Source organism: Glaciimonas sp. PCH181 (assembly GCF_003056055.1).
Taxonomy (GTDB): Bacteria; Pseudomonadota; Gammaproteobacteria; order Burkholderiales; family Burkholderiaceae_D; genus Glaciimonas.
In genome coordinates this window covers 1,318,555-1,340,288 of the sequence record NZ_PYFP01000002.1, presented here as the reverse complement: position 1 = coordinate 1,340,288, position 21,734 = coordinate 1,318,555, and the positions used below count along the sequence as shown (strand labels likewise).

Annotated in this window: 20 protein-coding genes; all 20 read right to left on the bottom strand. The window is 53.7% G+C overall.

Going from position 1 to position 21,734, the window contains the following annotated elements; all coding sequences use genetic code 11:
* Window positions 1–23 precede the first annotated feature (23 nt).
* The 20 genes from C7W93_RS19280 to aceK all read right to left on the bottom strand — a co-directional run bounded on the left by C7W93_RS19280 (window position 24) and on the right by aceK (window position 21,729).
* A complete protein-coding gene (locus tag C7W93_RS19280) occupies window positions 24–950 on the bottom strand; it encodes an MBL fold metallo-hydrolase (protein ID WP_108441857.1) in 927 nt (308 codons plus the stop codon).
* Window positions 947–1,201 (bottom strand): DUF1289 domain-containing protein, encoded by a 255-nt coding sequence (locus tag C7W93_RS19275; protein ID WP_108441856.1) that lies wholly within the window; start codon window positions 1,199–1,201, stop codon window positions 947–949. Before C7W93_RS19275 ends, C7W93_RS19280 begins: the two co-directional genes overlap by 4 nt.
* A gap of 69 nt (window positions 1,202–1,270) precedes the next feature.
* Window positions 1,271–1,771, bottom strand: a complete 501-nt coding sequence (locus tag C7W93_RS19270) for a YbaK/EbsC family protein (protein ID WP_108441855.1) — start codon at window positions 1,769–1,771, stop codon at window positions 1,271–1,273.
* An 81-nt stretch (window positions 1,772–1,852) separates the two neighbouring features.
* Window positions 1,853–2,125: a hypothetical protein gene (locus tag C7W93_RS19265; protein ID WP_108441854.1), complete on the bottom strand. Its 273-nt coding sequence runs from the start codon at window positions 2,123–2,125 to the stop codon at window positions 1,853–1,855.
* Window positions 2,126–2,335: 210 nt separating this feature from the next.
* A complete protein-coding gene (locus C7W93_RS19260) occupies window positions 2,336–3,247 on the bottom strand; it encodes a hydroxymethylglutaryl-CoA lyase (protein WP_108441853.1) in 912 nt (303 codons plus the stop codon).
* 287 nt (window positions 3,248–3,534) lie between these two features.
* Window positions 3,535–4,476, bottom strand: a complete 942-nt coding sequence (locus C7W93_RS19255; RefSeq protein ID WP_108441852.1) for a glyoxylate/hydroxypyruvate reductase A — start codon at window positions 4,474–4,476, stop codon at window positions 3,535–3,537.
* A 24-nt stretch (window positions 4,477–4,500) separates the two neighbouring features.
* On the bottom strand, window positions 4,501–6,540 hold the full coding sequence (locus C7W93_RS19250; RefSeq protein ID WP_108441851.1) for an acetyl/propionyl/methylcrotonyl-CoA carboxylase subunit alpha: 2,040 nt from the start codon (window positions 6,538–6,540) through the stop codon (window positions 4,501–4,503).
* A 77-nt stretch (window positions 6,541–6,617) separates the two neighbouring features.
* Window positions 6,618–7,682: a biotin synthase BioB gene (gene bioB / locus C7W93_RS19245; protein ID WP_108441850.1), complete on the bottom strand. Its 1,065-nt coding sequence runs from the start codon at window positions 7,680–7,682 to the stop codon at window positions 6,618–6,620.
* A gap of 2 nt (window positions 7,683–7,684) precedes the next feature.
* Window positions 7,685–8,443 (bottom strand): dethiobiotin synthase, encoded by a 759-nt coding sequence (gene bioD, locus C7W93_RS19240; RefSeq protein WP_108441849.1) that lies wholly within the window; start codon window positions 8,441–8,443, stop codon window positions 7,685–7,687.
* Entirely contained in the window at window positions 8,443–9,822 is a 1,380-nt protein-coding gene (gene bioA, locus C7W93_RS19235; protein ID WP_108441848.1) for an adenosylmethionine--8-amino-7-oxononanoate transaminase, read from the bottom strand. The genes bioD and bioA overlap by 1 nt, the downstream gene beginning before the upstream one ends.
* Complete coding sequence (bioF, locus tag C7W93_RS19230) at window positions 9,819–11,048, bottom strand: 8-amino-7-oxononanoate synthase (protein ID WP_108441847.1); 1,230 nt, start codon at window positions 11,046–11,048, stop codon at window positions 9,819–9,821. The genes bioA and bioF overlap by 4 nt, the downstream gene beginning before the upstream one ends.
* A complete protein-coding gene (locus C7W93_RS19225; RefSeq protein WP_108441846.1) occupies window positions 11,041–12,309 on the bottom strand; it encodes a cytochrome P450 in 1,269 nt (422 codons plus the stop codon). Before C7W93_RS19225 ends, bioF begins: the two co-directional genes overlap by 8 nt.
* Before the next feature lie 146 nt (window positions 12,310–12,455).
* A complete protein-coding gene (locus C7W93_RS19220) occupies window positions 12,456–13,250 on the bottom strand; it encodes an enoyl-CoA hydratase/isomerase family protein (protein ID WP_108441845.1) in 795 nt (264 codons plus the stop codon).
* The gene (locus C7W93_RS19215; RefSeq protein ID WP_108441844.1) at window positions 13,247–13,759 is read right to left on the bottom strand and encodes a DinB family protein; all 513 of its coding nucleotides are present in this window, start codon (window positions 13,757–13,759) and stop codon (window positions 13,247–13,249) included. The genes C7W93_RS19220 and C7W93_RS19215 overlap by 4 nt, the downstream gene beginning before the upstream one ends.
* Before the next feature lie 212 nt (window positions 13,760–13,971).
* Window positions 13,972–15,594 (bottom strand): carboxyl transferase domain-containing protein, encoded by a 1,623-nt coding sequence (locus C7W93_RS19210; RefSeq protein WP_108441843.1) that lies wholly within the window; start codon window positions 15,592–15,594, stop codon window positions 13,972–13,974.
* A gap of 77 nt (window positions 15,595–15,671) precedes the next feature.
* Window positions 15,672–17,411 carry an AMP-binding protein gene (locus C7W93_RS19205; protein WP_370446485.1) on the bottom strand — a complete coding sequence of 580 codons (1,740 nt, stop codon included), beginning with the start codon at window positions 17,409–17,411 and terminating at the stop codon, window positions 15,672–15,674.
* A 99-nt stretch (window positions 17,412–17,510) separates the two neighbouring features.
* The gene (locus tag C7W93_RS19200) at window positions 17,511–17,918 is read right to left on the bottom strand and encodes a YchJ family protein (protein ID WP_108441842.1); all 408 of its coding nucleotides are present in this window, start codon (window positions 17,916–17,918) and stop codon (window positions 17,511–17,513) included.
* A 46-nt stretch (window positions 17,919–17,964) separates the two neighbouring features.
* The gene (locus C7W93_RS19195) at window positions 17,965–18,570 is read right to left on the bottom strand and encodes a 2-hydroxychromene-2-carboxylate isomerase (RefSeq protein ID WP_108441841.1); all 606 of its coding nucleotides are present in this window, start codon (window positions 18,568–18,570) and stop codon (window positions 17,965–17,967) included.
* Window positions 18,571–18,667: 97 nt separating this feature from the next.
* Window positions 18,668–19,864: an acetyl-CoA C-acetyltransferase gene (locus C7W93_RS19190; protein ID WP_108441840.1), complete on the bottom strand. Its 1,197-nt coding sequence runs from the start codon at window positions 19,862–19,864 to the stop codon at window positions 18,668–18,670.
* A 47-nt stretch (window positions 19,865–19,911) separates the two neighbouring features.
* Window positions 19,912–21,729: a bifunctional isocitrate dehydrogenase kinase/phosphatase gene (gene aceK, locus C7W93_RS19185; RefSeq protein WP_108442226.1), complete on the bottom strand. Its 1,818-nt coding sequence runs from the start codon at window positions 21,727–21,729 to the stop codon at window positions 19,912–19,914.
* Window positions 21,730–21,734 lie beyond the last annotated feature (5 nt).

Sequence of the window (21,734 nt, the reverse complement as noted above, 5' to 3'; positions counted from 1 at the left end):
AAGGCTGCCTGATAAAGGAAAACTTAATCGCAATTGAACAATATTTCGCCATCCAGCCGTGCCGCGCCCGCACGCACCAATTGCGCGATCAGCCAAGCAGTTAATTCGGCATCGGTGCGTTGTAAGTGGCGCTGATTGGTAGACATTATCAGCGGCGTCGTTGCTACAAACTGCGTCACCTCGGCCAAGCTAAGCTGTTGGCGCTCCAGCAGAGAAAACTTCAACAAAACCTTCAGCGCATTTTGCGCATTACGCACCGGGTCTGCCGATAGATAATCCAGTCGCGAAAAGGCGACAGTCAGCGCGCTGGCGACATCGGTAAAAGGTCGACCATGGCCGGGAATGACCACCGCCACATCCAGAGCGGCAATCATCTCCAGCGTTGCCCGCGCTTCGGCAAAACCTGACTCGCCATCCAGCTCCGGAAAAATGACGCCAAAGCCGTTTTCCCATAGTGCATCGGCAGAAATTAAAATCCGTTGTTCTGGGCAATAAAAAATCAGCGAATGCGGATCATGCCCTGGCGCGGCCAGCGCCTGCCACATCATATCGCCGAGCATTATTTCATCGCCATGCTGCAAGAGTGCATCGTAGCCAAAGCGGTCGCATTGCTGGCCTGTGGCGATATAACCTAATGCCGCCTGATCCCAATCACGGACTTTTGCCGCCTCTGCTGCGGGGATAAAAGTGCGGCATTTGTAGGCCTGTTGCAAGGCGGCATTGCCACCGCAATGATCCGAATGCAGATGCGTATTGAGTAACAAATCGAGCGGACGCGCTTGCAATACCTGTCCTGCTAGCGCGACGGTTTGTTGGGCGTGCGTGTGATAACCGCTATCGATTAACGCGGTTTGTTCGCGCCCCAAAAACAGGATGTTATTTGACGATAACCAGCCGCGCTGCAAGACGTGCATGGTCGGTGGCAACAAAGCGCGCAAGGACGTGTTCATTGTTGACTTGGATTGTGCGATCCGCGGCGCAGATCAATGGCGTGTAAGATCGCCCGTTTTTCTGCATCATCGGCATCGGCCCAGTCACAAATTTCATCCAGCGTACGGGCGCAGCCTTCACATAAACCGGTCTCGTCATCCATGCGGCACAGGCTGATACAGGGTGAGCTTACAAGTATCGATGCGGCTAAATCATTGTATTGATCATTATTCTGCGCGGGATTATCTGGCGTGATCGAGATATCTTTCATGATGCGATTTTTCTCCGGCAGTGTTGTGCGAACAGCGGGGAATATCGCGCCGTTGCAGGCGCTCTAGATTTACGATGCCGCATTCACCACACACGCGATATCCGCCACTGGCGCATTGGTCATGGCGATCAATTGGTGCGGCGTCAAATTGAAAACCGCGTGCGGATGTCCGGCCGCTGCCCACACACTGTCCAGCGCCAATAAATCCTGATCGATCAGCATCACGGTCTTGCCAATATGGCCGATTGGGCAAACGCCGCCGATAGCATAACCAATTCGCTCCTTAACGAAGCGGGCATCGGCCTTGACGAGCGCGCCCACAATCGCAGACACCTTGGCTTCGTCTACGCGATTACTGCCGCTAGCCATCACCATCACCGCAGCATCGTCGCTGAGGCGTCTGAAGACGATCGCCTTAGCGATTTCGGCAACGCTGCAACCCAGACCGGCGGCAGCCTCAGCGGAGGTTTTGCCGGTCGCTGGCAGCATGACCACCAATTTGTCATGCCCCATCTGCGCAAGCAAACTGGCGACGCGCTGGGCGGTCTCGGGAAGAGTGGTATTTTCCATCGGGCTAGACTGATTGGTTGCTATTGGCTGGCTATAGGTTATTGGATGATGATTTTGCGACGTTTGCGTGGTTTTGCTGGATTATTGCGCTGCCAGGGCTTGTTTTAGCAATTCGGCGACCAATTCATTGACACCGCATTCGCGTTGTTGTGCCAAGGTTTGTACTTGTTGCACCAGATCGCTGTTGAGTTTGACGGCAAATGGCACCAAGCCCAAGGACTGATCCAATTTACGCTGATCGCGGCGATCCAATACGACTGGCGCGACCTGACCGAATGGCGCGGCGGTGCCGGGTTGTTTCATTTTGCCGCTGAGTTTCATTGCTTGCATCTTTGCCATGCCGGACTTCTTCATTATTTTGCTTCCTGATTAAATTAATTTCGCCATTCTACGCAGTACCGGGCTTGAAATCATTTCTATTGGACTTCTGTTGGCATACAGGCATAAAGAGATGCATTTTGATAACACAATGGATGGGCTGGATTCGGGGGAATATTTTGGTGTATCCAGCGATGCAATCCATCCGATTTGTCTGGTCGATCTATTTACGCGGCGCGTGCTTTATTAAACCGATGCACGTTTGGCGGCAATCGCGTTTCCTGCGCGGCTGGAACCTTTGCGGCCGAGATGTTGGGAGATAAATTGGCCCGCTTCTACGACTGCATCCAGGTCGATTCCGGTTTCGATACCCAGTCCTTGCATCAAATACAGCACGTCTTCGGTGGCAACGTTGCCGGTTGCGCCTTTGGCGTAGGGGCAGCCGCCTAGTCCGGCGACGGATGCGTGATAGATCGAGATGCCGACATCGAGGCTGGCGTAGATATTTGCTAGTGCCTGGCCGTAGGTGTCGTGGAAGTGTCCTGACAAGCGGTCGATGGGGAATTCTTGCACTAGCGCTTGCATGACTGTTTTGACTTTGTTCGGGGTGCCGACGCCGATGGTGTCGGCGATATCGATTTCATCGCAGCCGAGGTCGCGCATGCGTTGCAGGACGTCTATGACTGCGGGGATGCTGACTTCGCCTTGATAGGGGCATCCGAAGGCGCAACTGATGCTGCCACGCAGGCGTTTGCCGGCTTGTTTGGCGGCTAGTGCGACGTCGCGGAAGCGTTCGATTGAGTCGGCTATTGAGCAATTGATGTTTTTTTGGGAGAAGGCTTCGGAGGCGGAGCCGAATATCACCATTTCATCGGCGTTTGCTGCTAAGGCTGCCGTTAGGCCTTGCATGTTGGGGGTTAGGGCGGAGTAGATGACACCTTGTTTGCGTGTGATTCCTGCCATTACCTCGGTGGAGGTGGCCATTTGGGGGACCCATTTTGGGGAGACGAACGAGGCGGCTTCGATGTTGGCGAATCCGGCTGCTGTTAATTGATTGATTAACGCAATTTTGATGTCTGCGGGGATGGTTTCTTTTTCGTTTTGCAGGCCGTCACGAGGGCCGACTTCGACGATTTTGACTTTGCTCGGGAATGTCATTTTGAGTTTCCTTTTTGAATTATCTGAGAACTTGATGAATGTTTTTTTACTTTGTCTTGAGTTCAGTTGGTTGTTTGATGATGCTTTCGGCGCTGGTCGGTTTGTCGTTATTTAAACCGGTTAGCGCTCCGTGGTTAGTTCGTTGGGGGTGGCCCGACATTTAGTCACTTCTTCTTGCTTCAGCTAGGCGCCCCCGGCTTGCATCAACGGAGCACATCCCGTTTCAGCAATCACCAAACCCAAAACCCCCACGGAGCGCAAACGGACTTAAGTAACGCCAGACTCACCTAATAACCCACCACCCGATCCACCACGCCCCCAACAACTCCCCCTCCCTCAACCACCCGAATCTTCCCGCTAATCTGCCGAATCGTTTCCTCATAAACCGATACAGCCGAAATATGCGGCGTAATACAAATCCGCGACTCCTGCCAAAAGGGATGGCCGCCATCCATCGGCTCCCGCCCAAACACATCCAACGTCGCCCCAGCAATCTCTCCAGTCCCAATCAACGCCAGCAAATCATCCTCAACTAAATGCCCACCCCGAGCGACATTGATAACATACGCCCCACCGTTGCCCCTATCCAGCTTCAGCAAGTTATCCCGATTCAAAATCCCCGCCGTATCCGGCGTCAACGGCAAAATACACACCACCACCCGAGATGCCCGCAAGAACGCATCCAATCCATCTTCACCCGAGTAACAATCGACACCCGGCAAGGATTTCTGACTCCGACTCCACCCATTCACAGGAAATTCAAAGTACGCCAACGCGCTGGCAATCCGTACACCAAGCACCCCCAGCCCAAGAATCCCCACTCGAAAATCCTGCTTTGTATTAGGCGCTAAAGGCTGCCATTCGCAACGCGCAGACTGCTGCCGATACGCATCAAACCGACGAAAATAACCAAGCACCGCATGGGTCACATATTCCGCCATCTGGATCGCCATACCACCGTCATCTACGCGCACCAACGGCACGCCTGCTGGCAACGCATCGCCAAGCTTCAAAATTGCATCGACCCCGGCACCTAGATTGAAAATTCCTTTCAACGCGGTCCTGCCTTGCAGCATCGAAGCTGGCGGATGCCAGACCACTGCATAGTCAGCATGGGCGGTATCGCCCTCTTGCCAGAATCGACACTCTGCCTCAGGCAAAGCCCTCGCAATATCCTCAAACCAGCCCTGCATAAAGCTAGTCGGAGGCGTATAAAACATTACCTTCATGCCATTATCCTTAAATCGCTAGCATTAACTTGCATCAAGTGTAAACGCCAGCAATTGCGCCGCTTCCGCAACTTGATCGCCGACCGTATATAACAATTCTTCCACCAGACCATCGGCTGGGGCGGCGATGGTGTGTTCCATTTTCATCGCCTCCATAATGAGCAACGGTGCGCCTTTTTTGACCTTATCGCCTTGCGCCACCAATACCGCTACGATTTTGCCCGGCATCGGGGCTGTCAAACGACCGCCTTCGGCTTCGCTTTCACCCGCATGCGCCAACGGATCAACATAGCCCAGCGTGGTTTGATGGCCGCCGGTAAATATCTGAAACAGCGAACCATCCGCGGCGTCGCGAACAACCGTGCCGCGCACTTCCCGGTCCTCAAGACTGATGGTGTAATCATTGCCATTCTGCTGCAACAGCGCCATCCGGCTGAAGTGTTGCGCGTGCTCCAACAGCCAACCGCCGGACTGATACATCACCGCAATCGGGGTGCTTTTGCCATCGTCCACAAACGTTAACTGGCGCTGCAAATTACTGTTTAAACGCCAGCCGCTGGTATCTGTCCATGGATTGCTATGACGATCGGATGCATCGCTAGCAGTGCGCTCTGCGGCGAGCAACGCGGCAGTCGCCAAGGCCAGCACGGCAATATCCACCGGCTGAGCAGACGGAAATAACGTGTCATGGTGACGCTCGATCAGCCCTGTATCCAGATCCGCCGTCGCAAACGGCTTGCTGGCAATCAGACGCTGCAAGAACGTGATATTGCTCGCCAGCCCAACAATCTGATACTGCGCCAATGCGTTGGTCATCGCTGCCAGCGCTTGCCTGCGATCCGGTGCCCAGACAATCAGCTTGGCGATCATGGGATCGTAAAAAGGCGAAATCGCATCGCCTTCACGCACGCCGGAATCAATCCGCACAATCGTGTCGCCGCTTTGCTGCGTCGCGCTGCCAATCTCAAATTCACGCGCAAGCGGCGTGCGCAAATGACGCAAGGTACCTATCGATGGCAAAAATCCCTTGTTAGGATTTTCCGCATAAATCCGCGCTTCAATCGCATGACCGCTTAGCTTCAGCTGATCTTGTTTTAGCGGTAGCGCTTCACCGGAGGCCACGCGTAATTGCCATTCCACCAGATCAAGACCGGTGATCATTTCGGTGACCGGATGCTCGACTTGCAGACGAGTATTCATTTCCATGAAATAGAATGAACCGTCTTGGTTCGCGATAAATTCGACCGTGCCTGCACCGACATAACCGACTGCCTTGGCAGCGGCGACGGCGGCCTCGCCCATCGCTTTGCGGCGCTCTTCCGGCATCCCCGGCGCGGGCGCTTCTTCTAATACTTTTTGATGGCGTCGCTGTACCGAGCAATCGCGTTCGAACAGATAAACGCATTCGCCGAAACTGTCGGCGAATACCTGAATCTCAATGTGGCGTGGCCGCGTCAGATATTTTTCAACCAATACTTTATCGTCACCAAAACTGCTGATCGCTTCCCGTTTGCAAGACGCCAATGCGGCCTTGAAATCCGCGCTGTTCTCAACGATACGCATCCCCTTGCCACCACCGCCAGCACTGGCCTTCAGCAATACCGGATAGGCGATCTTGTCTGCTTGCTGATGCAAAAGATCGGCGTCCTGGTCGTCGCCGTGATAGCCGGGGACCAGCGGCACTTCGGCTTTTTCCATTAACGATTTGGCGGCAGATTTCGATCCCATCGCCTGAATTGCGCTGGCGGGTGGCCCGATAAATACTAGCCCGGCATCGACGCAGGCCTGTGCAAATTGTGCATTCTCTGACAAAAAACCATAACCCGGATGAATCGCTTGTGCACCAGTCGCAAGCGCGACGGCGATAATTTTATCGGCGCGCAGATAGCTTTCTTTAGCCGACGCCGGGCCGATGCAAACTGCCTCGTCACAGACTGCCACATGTTTGGCGCGTGCATCGGCTTCCGAATAAACGGCAACCGTTTTAACGCCCATCCGGCGCGCCGTTGCAGCAACGCGGCAGGCAATTTCTCCGCGATTGGCGATCAGGATCTTGGTGAACATGGCTCTCCTCCGATTGATTTTTTATTATTTAGCGTTCTCTTTGCCGATCCAACAGAAGGCAAAGAGAACGCACATTTTTATACTTCGCTTTGGGTGACTTCACAGCGTGCATCAATCGCGGTCGAACGCGTGTGCATGCCAAGTTTGGCTAGCAATGCGCGGTCTTCTTCGACTTCTGGATTGCCGGTTGTCAGCAATTTATCACCGTAGAAAATCGAGTTTGCACCGGCCAGAAAACACAGCGATTGAATCGCTTCGCCCATTTGTCGGCGACCGGCAGATAAACGTACCCGCGCCTTCGGCATCGTGATCCGTGCCACTGCAATCGTACGTACAAATTCCAGCAAATCCAGCGCTTCAATACCGTATAACGGCGTACCTTCGACTTGCACCAAATTGTTGACCGGCACCGATTCAGGATACGGCGTCATGTTCGCCAATTGCGCGACCAGACCGGCGCGTTGCAAGCGTGATTCGCCCATGCCGACAATGCCGCCGCAACAGACTTTAATCCCGACGCCGCGCACGCTATCGATCGTGTCGAGGCGGTTTTGGTAATCGCGGGTGGTGATGATGTCGCCGTATAACTCAGGCGCGGTATCCAGATTGTGGTTGTAGTAATCAAGGCCAGCTTGTTTCAGGCGTTCAGCCTGACCTTCGCCCAGCATACCCAGCGTAGCGCAGGTTTCAAGGCCCAGCGCTTTAACGCCACGGACCATCGCTTCGACGTGTTCCAGATCACGGTCTTTCGGCTCGCGCCATGCTGCGCCCATACAGAAACGTGTCGCGCCGTGCGCCTTTGCTTGGCGTGCTGCATCCAGAACTGTATCTAATGGCAGGATTTTTTGAGCGACAACGCCGGTATCGTAACGCGCAGCTTGCGGGCAATAGCCGCAGTCTTCCGGACAACCACCGGTCTTGATAGACAACAGCGTGGCTAGCTCAACTTCGGTCGGATCAAAATTTTCGCGATGGACTTGTTGCGCACGGAACATCAAATCGTTGAACGGCAAATTGAAAATTTCCAACACTTCTTCAACCCGCCAGGCGGCGTCGGCTGCTGGTGCAACTATTTTCTGGGCAACGCCAGTCTGAAAAGTGATCGGTTGTGAGGTTGTAGAAACGCTAGGTTGCGAAGACATGGTCAGATTTCCTTAGTATGGAGGGAATGTGTTGAAAGCGTGTCGGCAGGCCAGCCCGGCAAACTTGAAAAATGGAGATAATCGGCGGCGGCAGAAACCAGCTCCGCAGCCGGGACGGGCAGCCGTGGCACGCGGCCCAGCAAAGGTGCATTTATGCGCGCCGTCAGCGCATCGACAGTGGCGTCGCTGTTAAGCATATCCGGGTCTACGGTATTGATAACCCAGCCAGCCAATGACAAACCACGCGCCGCAATCGCCTCGACCGTCAGCAGCGCATGGCTGATGCAACCGAGACGCAAGCCCACCACCAATATCACTGGCAAGCCTAATTCTTGCGCCAGATCGGCAGTATCGAGTGTGTCATTTAACGGCACCCGAAAGCCGCCAACGCCTTCGACCACTACCGCATCAGCCAACGCTGCTATTTGTTGGTAGCAGGCCAGAATTGGCGGCAAAGCGATGGGCCGGTCTTCCAGCGCAGCGGCGATATGCGGCGCAGTTGGCTGACGGAATAAATACGGCGTTGCCAGCGCAGTCGGCAATACCACGCTGGCTTGCACCGCCAACGCATCGGCGTCATCGTTATGCCATACGCCGTCGCGCAGTTCAGCGCCCGCCGCGACCGGCTTCATGCCTGCCGTGCGAACACCGGTTTTAGTCAGCGCATGCAACAGGCTGGCAGCGATCAGGGTCTTGCCGATTTCAGTGTCGGTGCCAGCGACAAAATAAGCGCATTGAAGCGTATTGGTCGGGATAAGCATTAGCTGCCTCCGTCAATCACGCTGTTGAATACATCGGCGGTGCGCGCTGCCAGCAAATCGCATTCGGCGTCATCGAGAATAAACGGCGGCATCAGATAAACGGACTTGCCTATCGGACGCAGCAGCAGTTCGCTGTCCAGCGCCTTGCTGAAAAAGCGCCGTGAAAAAGTCCCTGCCTGTGCCGCATCGTCGATCACAGCATCGAACGCCCAGATCATGCCGCGCTGACGGAAATTGCGGACACGTGGATGATCGGCCAGCGGTTGTAGTGCGGCGGTGATCCGTTGTGCGCGTACGCGATTAGCGTTGAGGACGTCATCCTGCTCGAAAATTTCTAACGTCGCCAACGCGGCGCGACAGGCCAGAGGATTGCCGGTATAGGAATGCGAATGCAAAAAGGCACGGGTGACATCGGCATCGTAAAACGCGTTATAAATCGCGTCCGTCGTCATCACTAGCGAAAGCGGCAAATAACCCCCGCTAATACCTTTTGAGAGACAAACAAAATCGGGCCAGACGGGTTGTTTTTCAGCCCCTTCAGAGCCGATTGCGGTGGCTTGCTCTGAAGCAAAAAATGTCCCGGTGCGACCGCAGCCCACAGCGATTTCATCAAAGATCAGATGCACTTGATAACGATCGCAGAGTGCGCGTACTTCCGCCAGATACACTGGATCGTGCATCGCCATGCCTGCCGCGCATTGCACCAGCGGTTCGATAATAACGGCGGCTATATGGTCACCGCGTTGCTGCAATAACAGTTCCAATGAATGGGCGGCACGGCGGGCGACATCGGCGGCGGTTTCGCCTGCTTCAGCGGCACGTGCATCGGGCGACATCACGACGTGCGCCTGACGCAGCATAGGTCCGTAGGCATCGCGGAATAAGGCGACGTCGGTCACGGCTAGCGCGCCGATGGTTTCGCCGTGGTAACTGCCTTTCAGGCAAACGAATTCCTGCTTGGCGGTATGCCCGGTGTTGCGCCACGCGTGAAAACTCATTTTTAAGGCGATTTCCACCGCCGAGGCGCCGTCAGAGGCGTAAAAACAATGCCCTAAAACATTGCCAGTGCGCTCTGCCAGTTGTTCGGATAAACGGATCACCGGCTCATGCGTGAAACCGGCCAGCATTGCGTGTTCCAGCTTATCCAGCTGATCTTTCAAGGCCGCATTGATACGCGGATTGGCATGACCGAATAGATTCACCCACCACGAACTGATGGCGTCCAGATAGCGCTTACCGTCGGCGTCATACAGCCATGCACCACGGCCATGGCTGACCGGAATCAGCGGAACGGTTTCGTGATGCTGCATTTGCGTGCACGGATGCCAGACGCTTTTTAGACTGCGTTTTACCCAGTCTGATTGTGTATTTTGCTTCAAGATGCTTCCTCAATTTTTTCTTTACTTTGCAAGGCAGGCGCTTTGCCGTCTTCACCTGCAAAGTATTTTGCTGCCGCTGCGTGCAAAGCGGTAATCAATTGGTCGACTTGTTCTGTTGTATGCGCAGCCGATAGCGAAATCCGCAAGCGCGCAGTTCCCTTGGGCACGGTTGGCGGACGAATCGCCGGGACCCAGATGCCCTGCGCCAATAAGTCCGCCATCAGATCTAAGGCGAGTTGATTGTCGCCTACGACCAGCGCCTGAATCGCTGTTTCGGACGGCAGTAATTGCCAAGGCAATGTCGCCAATCCGTCATGCAATTGCTGCACCAATTGCCGCAAATGTTGTTGACGCCAGTCTTCGGTTTCCAGCAACTTCAGCGTCGCCAGCAATGCGCTTGCCAGCATCGGCGGGCTGGCAGTGGTGAACACATACGTGCGCGCCCGCTGCACCAGCCATTCGATCAACGTTGCGTCACCGGCGACAAAAGCACCCGAAACCCCAGCCGCCTTACCCAGCGTTCCCATATACAACACACGCCAGGAAGCAAGTCCGAAATGGGCCAGACTGCCGCGCCCTTGCGGACCAAGTACGCCAAAGCCATGCGCATCATCGACCAATAACCATGCGTCATATTTTTCGCACAGCGCTAGCAATTCTGGCAAAGGCGCGATATCGCCGTCCATGCTGAATACGCCGTCGGTGATGATCAATTTGCGCGGATGGGTACTTTTGGCGAGTTGCTGCTCTACCTTTGCCACGTCGTTATGCGGATACACGCGAAATTCAGCGCCAGACAAACGGGCACCGTCGATCAGACAGGCATGATTCAGACGATCGGACAGCACCAGATCGCCGGGGCCGACCAAGGCGGGGATAACACCCATATTGGCCATATAACCGTTCGAGAAATGCAGCGCACGCGGCATGCCGACAAATCCTGCCAGCGCGATTTCCAACGCTTCGCATTCGCTGCTATGACCGCTAATCAGGGCTGAGGATGCTGCGCCGACGCCAAAACGTTCCAGGCCATCGCGGGCCGCGGCGATTAGCGCCGGATGATTTGCCAGCCCCAGATAATCGTTGTTGCTAAAGGCCAGCGTCGGCTTGCCATCAATTGTCAGCAACGGCCCTTGCGGACCATCCACGACGCGTCTTTTGCGGAACAGTTTCTGCTCTTGCAACTGCATTAACTGGGCGCTGATTTGATCCATCAGATCAGACATGGAGTTCGCCCTCTGGCTGCGCCGTTGCCTGTGCGGTTGTTAGCGCCGGTGTAAAGCGCAATGGCAATGCATTTAGGCTGCGATAGACCGCGTTTTTGCCCCACGATTGGGTATTTCCCCCCAATTGCAGCTGCGGCAAACGCTGCATGACGCTGCGCAGCGCAATTTCTGCTTCCATGTAAGTCAACGTCGCGCCGATGCAGACATGCGGACCGTAACCGAAGGATAAATGCGCACCTTGATTGCGCGTGATATCCAGCGCATCCGGGTCCGCAAACTTGGCAGGATCACGATTTGCCGAGCCGATCAGGGGAATCACTAAATCGCCTTTTTTCATGACCTGACCATGTAACTCGACATCGACTTTGAGACGACGGCCGGTGTATTGCACCGGGCTATCGAAACGTAATAATTCTTTTAATGCCGACGGCAATAAGGTCGGCGTTTGTTGCAGCATCTGCCATTGTTCTGGATGTTGCAACAGCGCCAACATGCCATTGCCCAGCAGATTACGCGTGGTTTCGTGGCCCGCAAATAGCAGCGTGCAACATTGCGCCAGTAATTCCTTGGTCGTAATAATGCCGCCGCTGGCTTCGGCCAACACTAGTTGACTGATTAAATCGTCGCCGGGGTGGGCGCGGCGTTGCGGCAACAATGCGCGGAAATATTCGTTCATCGCAATCAGACTGGTTTGTGCACGGCGGGCGATGTCGATGGTCGGGGTGGGGCTGCCGATAAAGTCGGCGATATCGTCCGACCAAGCCACAAACTCGGCGCGATCGTCGCTGTCTATGCCTAACATCGCGGCAATCACCAGCGCGGGCAAGGGGCGGGCAAAATCGCGCATGAAGTCGAAACCGGTGAAAGAGGGTGTTGACGCGCTGGCAATAACATTGTCGAGCAGGCGATCTACTAATATTTGAATCTGCGGTGCCAGTGTCTGTAACGCGGACGGTTTAAAGCCTGCGTTCATGACTTGACGCAACCGCGTGTGTTGCGGCGCATCGACAAAAAGCAGCGAGCGCGAAAAAATGCGCTTGAATTCGCGCAGCTCGGTCAGCGCTTCAGGACCGCTGCTGTTCGCCCAGCCACCGGCGCGCCGCACCGAAAAGCGCGGATCGCGCAGCACGCTGGCAACGTCGGCATATTCCGTGACTAACCATGCGCCGCCGCAAAACTCTTCGTTCCAGTGCAGCGGACCAGCCTGACGTAACGCCTGATAGGTCGGATAAGGGTTGCTTAAAAAGCCATTATTTATCATCTGTTTACTTATAAAACTGGTAAGTCTGCGCTTACCGTACTGCAAGAAAATGCAAGGGAACCAGAATTGTATAGGTATCCCTGTCTGGATATCTGTTCAGTCGTCATTCGGACCCCGGTTCGCCGTCATGCAATTTCCTTAATTTGTTAATGTAGCCATGATGGTTTGCGCTTTTCCAGAAATGCGCGGACGCCTTCGCGGCCTTGCTCGGAGGCACGACTTTTGGCGATGCCTTCGACGGTAGTGACGATTAACGCTGCGTTCAATGGTTGGCCTGCTATGTCGCGGACTAGTCGTTTGGCGTCAGTGACGGCATCAGGGCTGGCGGCTAATAAGGCTTTGAGTAGGGTGTTGACTGTGGCGTCGAGGGTTTCTGGTGTTACTAATTCGTGGACTAAGCCGAGGCGCTGGGCGGTTGTGGCTGAAAAGCGCTCGGCGGTGATGAAATAGCGGCGGGCGGCGGATTCGCCTATCGACTTGATGACGTAGGGGGAAATCGTGGCAGGAATCAGGCCGATGCGGACTTCGGATAGGCAAAAATGGGCTTCTTCGACGGCGACGACGATGTCGCAGGCGGTGACTAATCCTAATCCTCCGGCGTAGCAATCGCCTTGCACGCGGGCAATTACTGGTTTTGGACAGTTGTAGATGGTTTGGAGCATGGCTGCCAGTTGACCGGCGTCGGTGCGATTTTCTTCCGGGGTGTAATCGGCCATGGCTTTCATCCAATTAAGGTCGCCACCGGCGCAGAAGGCGGTGCCATTCGCGGCCAGGACGATAGCGCGGATTTCTGGCGCTGCGCCGAGTTCGGTGAAGGCGCGGGTGATTTCGGCGATGGTGGTTTGGTTGAAGGCGTTACGCACGTCGGGGCGATTTAACGTGATCGTGGCGACTTTCGGGTTGTCGGTTGCTTGGCTGACAGTGAGTGTTTGGTAGGTCATTGTTTGGTTTCCGGTGTTATTTCTTCGCGTATTTTGTAAATAAGATCTAGTTCTGGGACGGGATAACCGAGGCAGGTTAGCGCGGCGCTAAGTTGGCCCCGGTGATGGGTGCCATGGTTAAATACGTGGGCTAGGGTTGGCGCAAACGGTGTGGTTGTTTTTTCACCGTTAGCTCGGCTGTACATTAATTGGGTGTCAAAACGTTCTGGCGCGATGTTGTCGACGAAGTCATTCCAGCGTGCGACTGCTGTGTGTAATGCAGATGCTAGCGCGACGCGGTCGGGTTCGACTTCTGCGTTTAGGGGGATTGTTATCGGGTTACTGTTAGTGAAGCGGGCGTGCCAATGAAGTTCGCCGACTAACATGTGATTTAGGGTGCCGTGAATTGAGTGGAAAAAAAGTCCGCAATCGCGGCGATAGTCATCCTCGCTGATGCTGGCGATGTGGGAGAGGATTTTTTCTGTGGCCCAGAGGTGATAGCGGGCTAACAATTCAAAATGGCGTTGCATAGTTTGTTTCGGCTTTCTGAATCTTTGGTGAAAATTGTGGTTCCGATGCGATTGTGGTTAATTGATTCGGTTACTACTCCGTGGTTAGCTTGTCGGGAGTAGCCCGACAGCTATTCGCTTTTTCTTGCTTCAGCTAGGTGCCTCCGGCTTGCATCAGCGGAGCACAACGCGTGTCAGCAAGCACCATCCCCAAAGCCTCAAAAAAATCCCGATTACATTCGAAAAACCCCAAATTTACTCTCCGCAACAGGCGCATTGAGCGCCGCACTCAACCCCAATCCCAACACCCTCCGCGTATCGGCAGGATCAATAACCCCGTCATCCCACAATCGCGCAGAAGCATAATAGGGATGCCCCTGATGTTCATACTGATCCCGAATCGGCGACTTAAACGCCTCTTCCTCCTCAGCACTCCAACTCCCACCTTTAGCCTCAATACCATCCCGCTTAACCGTAGCCAGCACACCCGCTGCCTGATCTCCACCCATCACAGAAATCCGCGCATTCGGCCACATCCACAAAAACCGCGGCGAAAAAGCCCGTCCGCACATCCCGTAATTACCGGCACCAAAACTCCCGCCAATAATCACCGTCAACTTCGGCACAGCGGTCGTCGCAACCGCCGTCACCATCTTCGCTCCATTGCGCGCAATGCCCTCATTCTCATACTTGCGCCCAACCATAAACCCCGTAATATTCTGCAAAAACACCAACGGAATTTTGCGCTGGGAACACAACTCAATAAAGTGCGTGCCTTTCAACGCGGCTTCAGAAAACAAAATCCCGTTGTTCGCAATAATCCCCACCGGCATGCCATAAATATGCGCAAAACCGCAAATTAACGTCGTCCCATAACGCGCCTTGAATTCATCGAATTCGCTGCCATCCACGACCCGCGCAATGACTTCGCGGACATCGAACGGCTTACGCGTATCTAACGGAATCACGCCATATAATTCATGCGCCGGATATTTCGGCTCGACTACTACGCGCAATACCGGGCCTTCTGGTTTCTTACGATTTAAATTCGACACTATCGTGCGAGCCAGCGCCAATGCGTGCAGATCGTTCTGCGCCAGATGATCGGCAACGCCCGACAAACGTGTGTGCACGTCGCCACCACCCAAATCTTCCGCGCTGACAACTTCGCCCGTTGCCGCCTTAACTAACGGCGGTCCGGCCAGAAAAATTGTTCCCTGATTCTTGACGATGATCGACTCATCGCTCATGGCCGGAACATACGCGCCACCGGCAGTGCAAGACCCCATCACGACAGCAATTTGCGGAATTCCCTTGGCCGACAAATGCGCCTGATTATAAAAAATCCGACCAAAATGATCGCGGTCTGGAAAAACGTCATCCTGATTCGGCAAATTGGCACCGCCGCTATCGACCAGATAAATACACGGCAAATTATTTTGCTCGGCGATTTCTTGTGCGCGTAGATGTTTTTTGACGGTCAACGGATAATAAGTCCCACCTTTCACCGTCGCATCATTGCAAACAATCACGCACTCTTGCCCAGCAACGCGACCGATCCCGGTGATCACGCCCGCAGCCGGTGCGGCATCGCTGCCGTCCTTATCTTTATAGACGTGATACGCCGCCAGTTGCGAAAACTCCATGAAAGGCGTACCCGGATCAAGCAGCATTTGCACCCGATCTCGCGGCAATAATTTACCGCGTGCAACATGCTTTTTACGTGCTGCATCGCCGCCGCCTTCGGCAATCTGCGCCACCTTTTGACGCAAGTCATCGACCAGCAAATTGAGCGCGCTAGCATTCTGCTGAAAATCTTCGCTACGTGGATTCAGTTTGCTTTCTAGCTGGGGCATTTCAACATCCTTTTTAGTTTTCCTGCGCTGGATAACGCTGTATGCGTCACCACTTTTTACTGCTCAACCCATCCGCTTCAGGCAGTCTTCACATCAGTAATTTGCAGTTCTTCTTTCATTGCATCGCGGATTTTGAATTTCTGTATTTTCCCCGTCACCGTCATCGGAAAAGCCGCCACAAACCGAATGTAACGCGGGATTTTGTAATAGGCGATCTGATCTTTACAAAATGCCCGCAGTCCATCTTCATCGACGCTCTGACCGGGCCGCAAGATCACCCATGCACACAACTCTTCGCCATATTTTGGGTCCGGCACACCGACGACTTGCACGTCTTGCACCGCTGGATGGCGATATAAAAATTCTTCAATTTCACGTGGATAAATATTTTCACCACCGCGTATGACCATGTCTTTCATGCGCCCGACGATGTTGACATAGCCTTCGCTGTCCATCGTCGCCAAATCGCCGGTATGCATCCAGCCGTCGGCATCGATTGCCTCTTGCGTCTTTGGCAAATCATCCCAATAGCCTTGCATCACCGAATAGCCACGCGTACATAGCTCACCGGTAGCGCCGATGGCAACGATCTCGCCGGATTCGGGATCGACCATTTTGACTTCAAGATGCGGATGCACCTGACCAACGGTCGACACGCGTTTCGACAGCGGCGTATCCGTCAGACTTTGGCAACTGACCGGACTGGTCTCGGTCATGCCATACGCAATCGTAATTTGCTCCAGATGCATATCACGCACAACGCGCTTCATGATCTCGGTCGGGCACGGCGATCCGGCCATGATGCCGGTGCGTAAAGTGGCTAGATCGAATTCGGCAAAACGCGGATGATCAAGCTCCGCAATAAACATGGTCGGCACGCCATGCAAGCCGGTACAGCGCTCGTCCTGCACCGCCTGCAATACCGACAACGCATCGAAGCCATCGTTCGGATACACGATGGTTGCGCCATGCGTTAAACAGGCTAGATTGCCTAGCACCATGCCGAAACAGTGGTACAGCGGCACAGGAATGCAGAGCCTATCCTGCGCGGTTAAGCGCATGGCTTCGCCAATGAAATAGCCGTTGTTCAGAATATTGCGGTGGGTCAGCGTCGCGCCTTTTGGAAAGCCGGTAGTGCCGCTGGTGAATTGAATATTGATCGCATCCGTCGCGTCCAGAGTCGCGCTGATCGCAGCGACTTGCGCATCGTCAGCGTCACCGCTGGCGATCAAATCGGCAAAACGCATCATGCCGGGCAATATTTCAGACCCCAGTTGCACCACCGTTTTTAAGGTGGGTACGCGTGCTGCGATCAGCTGGCCGGGGGCGCATGTCGCCAATTCTGGCGCGACTGTGCGCAACATTTCCAGATAATCACTGGTTTTAAAAATGGTCATCGTGACCAACGCTTTGCAACCTACTTTATTGAGCGCGTACTCCAGCTCGCTGACCCGATAGGCGGGGTTAATATTCACCAAAATAATGCCGACCCGCGCCGTCGCCAATTGCATCAACAACCACTCAGTATTGTTGTGCGACCAGATCCCGACACGATCGCCGCGCTCAATGCCGATTTTTAGCAATGCACTGGCCAGACGCCGTGATTCTGTTTGCAATTGACGATAGGTCAGGCGTACCTTTTGATGACATGCGACTAGCGCTTCATTGTCAGGCACGCGGTTTACCATGTCATCAAAAAATGCGGCAAGCGTCTGCTCGATCAGCGGCGTTTCGTTACTGCCGGTGGCTGCACTCATTGCTAGATTAACTGGCATTGTCGTTGAATCATTCACTGAAAAATCGTTATTCGCTTGCATGATGTTTTGTCTCCTGTCCTTGTCTCTGTTTTGGCAACATTCGCATTTTTTCACTGCTTTTATGAATGGCTAACCGCGTGTATGAATGTCAGTTATCTTTTATTTTTCTGGAAAAACACCATCCACATAAAACCAGCGCATTTCCGTTTGCTGATGGTCGATCCCGGTCGTCACCGGTTCTCTTACAAACTGACTTACTTCATGCAAGCGCTCGGCACGACCGCCGATTTTGTAACGCGCAACGAATTCGACTGTGGCACGTTCGCTGCCCGGCTGATGCTTACGGATGTCCAGACCGAGCCATTTCATTCCGGCATCATCGGCTGCGATATTCTCTGATACAGGTCGTGTGCTGTGATGCCACGTCGCCCGCAGATAAACGTCATCGCGCAACGTGTACGCCGTGTAACGCGAACGCATTAATTCTTCTGCCGTTTGCGGTAACGCGTGCTGTGCGATAAAACGTCCGCAGCATGCTGAAAACAGACCGCCACCGCATGGGCACATCGTTGCGTTAACTGGTTTATTTCGGGTCTGCACTCTTTTTCTGCTTTTAAATTTTACCGAATTTCAACATTGCTTCGACTTGCTCAAAACGGTCAAAGCCCCAAAACGATTCACCATCAACGATCACAAACGGCGAACCGAAAACACCACGCGCCATTGCCAGATCGATTTCTGCTTTTAGCTGGTTTTTGATCGATAAACTGTTGATGCCTTCTGCCATGCCATCGGTGTCAAAGCCATTTTTACGCGCAATATCGATGATATTCAATGGCTCAGCGATATTCACGCCGTCGACAAACATCGCCTGATAGACCAGCTTGGCGAACTTGATCGATTGATCCGCGCCATGTTTGCTTTGGGTCCACAACATCGCACGGGCGGCGACTTGCGTAGGCAGCGGAAACGCTGGCGGACGGCTGTAAGGAATGCCGTGATAGCGCGCACTGCGTTCAAAATCATGCAGTGAATATTTTCCCTTCATCGGCAGTTCTGTCAGCGGTGCCGAGCCCGTGGTTTTGAAAACAGCCCCAAGCAAAATCGGATGCCATTCAACATCGCGGCCGTATTTCCCGGCCAGCTCGTCAATACGAGCAGCGGCAAAATAGCCGTAAGGGGAAGAAAAATCAAAATAGAAATCGATTGCAGCGCTCATGTAAACCCTTTTTAAGACATCATTCACGCTTAGTAGCGGCGACTCTGAATCTCATAAAGCCACAGGCTACGCTGTCATCAGCGTAGCCAAAACACACTTACAGCAGCTCAATCGCCATCGCAGTAGCTTCACCGCCGCCGATACACAACGACGCTACGCCACGCTTGCCGCCGGTCGCTTTTAGCGCGCCCAGCAATGTCACAATAATGCGCGCACCGGATGCGCCGATTGGATGTCCCAACGCACATGCGCCGCCGTGGACGTTCATTTTTTCGTGCGGAATATTGTGCTCTTTCATCGCTGCCATCGGCACCACGGCAAAAGCCTCGTTGATTTCGAACAGATCGACATCAGCGCCAGTCCAGCCGACTTTTTTGTAGAGTTTTTCAATCGCGCCGACCGGGGCAGTCGTGAACCAATCCGGTGCTTGTGAATGACTGGCGTGACCGACGATGCGGGCAATCGGTGTGCAGCCGAGTTTCTTGGCGGTGGATTCAAGCATCAGCACCAGCGCAGCAGCGCCGTCGTTGATCGAGGACGACGATGCCGCTGTGATCGTACCGTCCTTTTTGAAAGCTGCGCGCAGTGTCGGGATTTTTTCGACTTTTGCTTTGGCCGGGCCTTCATCCTTGTCGATGATGACCTCACCGGCACGGCTGGTAACCGTGACTGGCGCGATTTCCCACTTGAACAGGCCATCGGCGGCAGCGGCTTGCGCACGCTTGACTGAACTAACAGCAAAATGATCTTGTTCTTCCCGCGTGAAATTGTATTTAGCCGCGCATTCTTCACCAAAAGTACCCATCGAGCGACCGCCGCCATTTTCGCTTCTGGAATACGCATCTTCAAGACCATCCAACATCATATGATCCAGAATCGTGCCGTGGCCGATGCGATAACCGCCGCGTGCTTTCGGGACCAGATACGGCGCGTTGGTCATCGATTCCATACCGCCTGCAACCACTACTTCAGCCGAACCGGCCAGCAATGCATCGTGCGCAAACATGGTTGCCTGCATCGCAGAACCGCAGACTTTAGAGATCGTTGCGGCGTTGGTCGACAGTGGCAAGCCAGCTTTGATCGTCGCCTGACGTGCGGGAGCCTGACCCTGCCCTGCCTGCAATACATTACCGAACATGACGCTATCGACTTGTTCCGGTGTCAGACCGGCGCGCTCGACTGCGGCTTTGATCGCCACTGCGCCCAAATCACTGGCGTTCAGCGAAGCAAAATCACCTTGAAATGCGCCCATTGGGGTACGCGCTGCGCCGACGATAACAATTGAATCACTCATGTTTCTTCTCCAGTTGGGGACGGCTTATGCCGTCAGATTGGTTAGATTTACTTAGCTTGAACTTGCCCAAAATCTGGTGGCGTGGTGACCGCCGATTTGGGGGTATTTTTAAAACGACATTCTTGTGGGTAAGGAAAAACGTCGTCGAAATGGCCTTCCAGTATGTGCTGTTTGCGTTGCTGCCAGTACTGTTGGGTCAATAAATCTGCGTGATGCTTTAAAAAATACTTTCTGACGCTGGGGTTGCCCAATAGAAACGTCCCGAATTGCTCTGGAAATACATCGTTTTTAGCGACCGCATACCAAGGTTCGGCGGACATTTCCTCCTCTTCATTACGCGGCAACGGAATCGTGCGGAAATTGCAATCCGTAATGTATTCAATCTCATCATAGTCATAAAAGACGACGCGATTGTGACGCGTGACACCGAAATTCTTGTACAGCATATCGCCGGGAAAAATGTTCGCCGCGACCAGTTCTTTGATGGCATTGCCGTATTCAAGTATGCCGTGCTCAATCGCGGCCTGATCGGCATCATTTTGCGCGCTGCTCAGATAGATATTCAACGGCACCATGCGGCGCTCGATATAGAGATGTTTGATGACGATTTCGTCGCCATCTTCCTCGACCACAGACGGCGCGACTTTTTTCAATTCGGCCAGCAATTCGTCATCAAAGCGTCCACGCGGAAACGCGACACTGGAATATTCCAGCGTATCGGCCATGCGGCCTACTCGGTCATGATTTTTTACCAATAAATATTTTTCTTTAACCAACGCGGTCGTGGTTTCTTTCGGTGCAGGGAAATAGTCTTTGATCACCTTGAACACATACGGAAACGATGGCAACGCAAACACCACCATCACCAACCCACGGATACCGGGCGCAATTTCAAAATTGTCTGAGGAATGGCGTAAATGACGTAAAAAATCGCGATAAAACAGAGCTTTTCCGAGCTTTTGCAAACCCAGAATCGTATAAATTTCACTCCGCGGTTTTTCTGGCATCAGCGAGCGCAAAAACTGCACATAGGCAGATGGCACTTCCATATCGACCATGAAATACGCACGCGTAAACGAGAACAACACGGCCAATACCTTGCGCTCAAGTAGCACTGCATCCAGCACCAGATCGCCGTTGCGGTTATGCAAAATCGGAATCACGAACGGATATTCGTTGCTGCCGTTAATGATCTTGCCGACCATGTACGCGCCTTTATTGCGATAGAACAGTGTCGATAAGACTTGAATCTGATGATTCGGCTCTAACGCGGTGGCGCTGAAAATCTGCTGAAAACGTTGCTCTGCCAGCGTGACATCGCGGTCCAGATTAGCGAAAGGCCGTTGCAGCTGAAAATTGGTAAGGATGCGTTTGAGCGTGGCATGCATGCCATCCAGCACCGGGTAATACACCCGATAAGTGGGCAACATTTCATCGGTATCCAGATATTCAGTCGAGACCGCCGGGCGCACAAAGATGAAGTCATTATGAAAATAGGCGCGATGCAAAATCTTGCAACAGACCGAGTTAAAAAACGTCTCGGCCAGTTCAGGTTGCTTGTGATCGATCAACAGGCCGATGTAATGCAGTTTGACCTCGCGCCAGACAGCGTCGGTGAGATCGACTTCGTCGTATTCGTCTTCCAGAATCCGCACGCATTCGCTGACGCGGGTGTCGTAAAAAGCAATCCGTTCGCGCGCTTCGGTCTGCGCGGCTTTCCAGTCTCCACATTCAAAATGACGCTTCGCCGCATGGCTGACTTCGCGAAACAAGCGGTAATGCTTGTCGAAGCCATCCAATATCGTCCGCGCCGTATCGAAGGCGATTTGGGACGAAAGTAATTTAGGGAATGCTGGCGTCATCATCATGG

Excerpts from the sequence above, each read along its gene's own strand:
- C7W93_RS19225 (WP_108441846.1), bottom strand. The coding sequence starts at position 12,309 with ATGATAAATAATGGCTTTTTAAGCAACCCTTATCCGACCTATCAGGCG.
- C7W93_RS19270 (WP_108441855.1), bottom strand. The coding sequence starts at position 1,771 with ATGGAAAATACCACTCTTCCCGAGACCGCCCAGCGCGTCGCCAGTTTG.
- C7W93_RS19255 (WP_108441852.1), bottom strand. The coding sequence starts at position 4,476 with ATGAAGGTAATGTTTTATACGCCTCCGACTAGCTTTATGCAGGGCTGG.
- C7W93_RS19210 (WP_108441843.1), bottom strand. The coding sequence starts at position 15,594 with ATGCCCCAGCTAGAAAGCAAACTGAATCCACGTAGCGAAGATTTTCAG.
- bioB (WP_108441850.1), bottom strand. The coding sequence starts at position 7,682 with ATGTCTTCGCAACCTAGCGTTTCTACAACCTCACAACCGATCACTTTT.
- C7W93_RS19205 (WP_370446485.1), bottom strand. The coding sequence starts at position 17,411 with ATGCAAGCGAATAACGATTTTTCAGTGAATGATTCAACGACAATGCCA.
- bioF (WP_108441847.1), bottom strand. The coding sequence starts at position 11,048 with ATGTCTGATCTGATGGATCAAATCAGCGCCCAGTTAATGCAGTTGCAA.
- bioD (WP_108441849.1), bottom strand. The coding sequence starts at position 8,443 with ATGCTTATCCCGACCAATACGCTTCAATGCGCTTATTTTGTCGCTGGC.
- C7W93_RS19200 (WP_108441842.1), bottom strand. The coding sequence starts at position 17,918 with ATGTGCCCATGCGGTGGCGGTCTGTTTTCAGCATGCTGCGGACGTTTT.
- C7W93_RS19215 (WP_108441844.1), bottom strand. The coding sequence starts at position 13,759 with ATGCAACGCCATTTTGAATTGTTAGCCCGCTATCACCTCTGGGCCACA.
- C7W93_RS19265 (WP_108441854.1), bottom strand. The coding sequence starts at position 2,125 with ATGAAGAAGTCCGGCATGGCAAAGATGCAAGCAATGAAACTCAGCGGC.
- C7W93_RS19275 (WP_108441856.1), bottom strand. The coding sequence starts at position 1,201 with ATGAAAGATATCTCGATCACGCCAGATAATCCCGCGCAGAATAATGAT.
- C7W93_RS19195 (WP_108441841.1), bottom strand. The coding sequence starts at position 18,570 with ATGAGCGCTGCAATCGATTTCTATTTTGATTTTTCTTCCCCTTACGGC.
- C7W93_RS19250 (WP_108441851.1), bottom strand. The coding sequence starts at position 6,540 with ATGTTCACCAAGATCCTGATCGCCAATCGCGGAGAAATTGCCTGCCGC.
- aceK (WP_108442226.1), bottom strand. The coding sequence starts at position 21,729 with ATGATGACGCCAGCATTCCCTAAATTACTTTCGTCCCAAATCGCCTTC.
- C7W93_RS19260 (WP_108441853.1), bottom strand. The coding sequence starts at position 3,247 with ATGACATTCCCGAGCAAAGTCAAAATCGTCGAAGTCGGCCCTCGTGAC.
- C7W93_RS19280 (WP_108441857.1), bottom strand. The coding sequence starts at position 950 with ATGAACACGTCCTTGCGCGCTTTGTTGCCACCGACCATGCACGTCTTG.
- C7W93_RS19220 (WP_108441845.1), bottom strand. The coding sequence starts at position 13,250 with ATGACCTACCAAACACTCACTGTCAGCCAAGCAACCGACAACCCGAAA.
- C7W93_RS19190 (WP_108441840.1), bottom strand. The coding sequence starts at position 19,864 with ATGAGTGATTCAATTGTTATCGTCGGCGCAGCGCGTACCCCAATGGGC.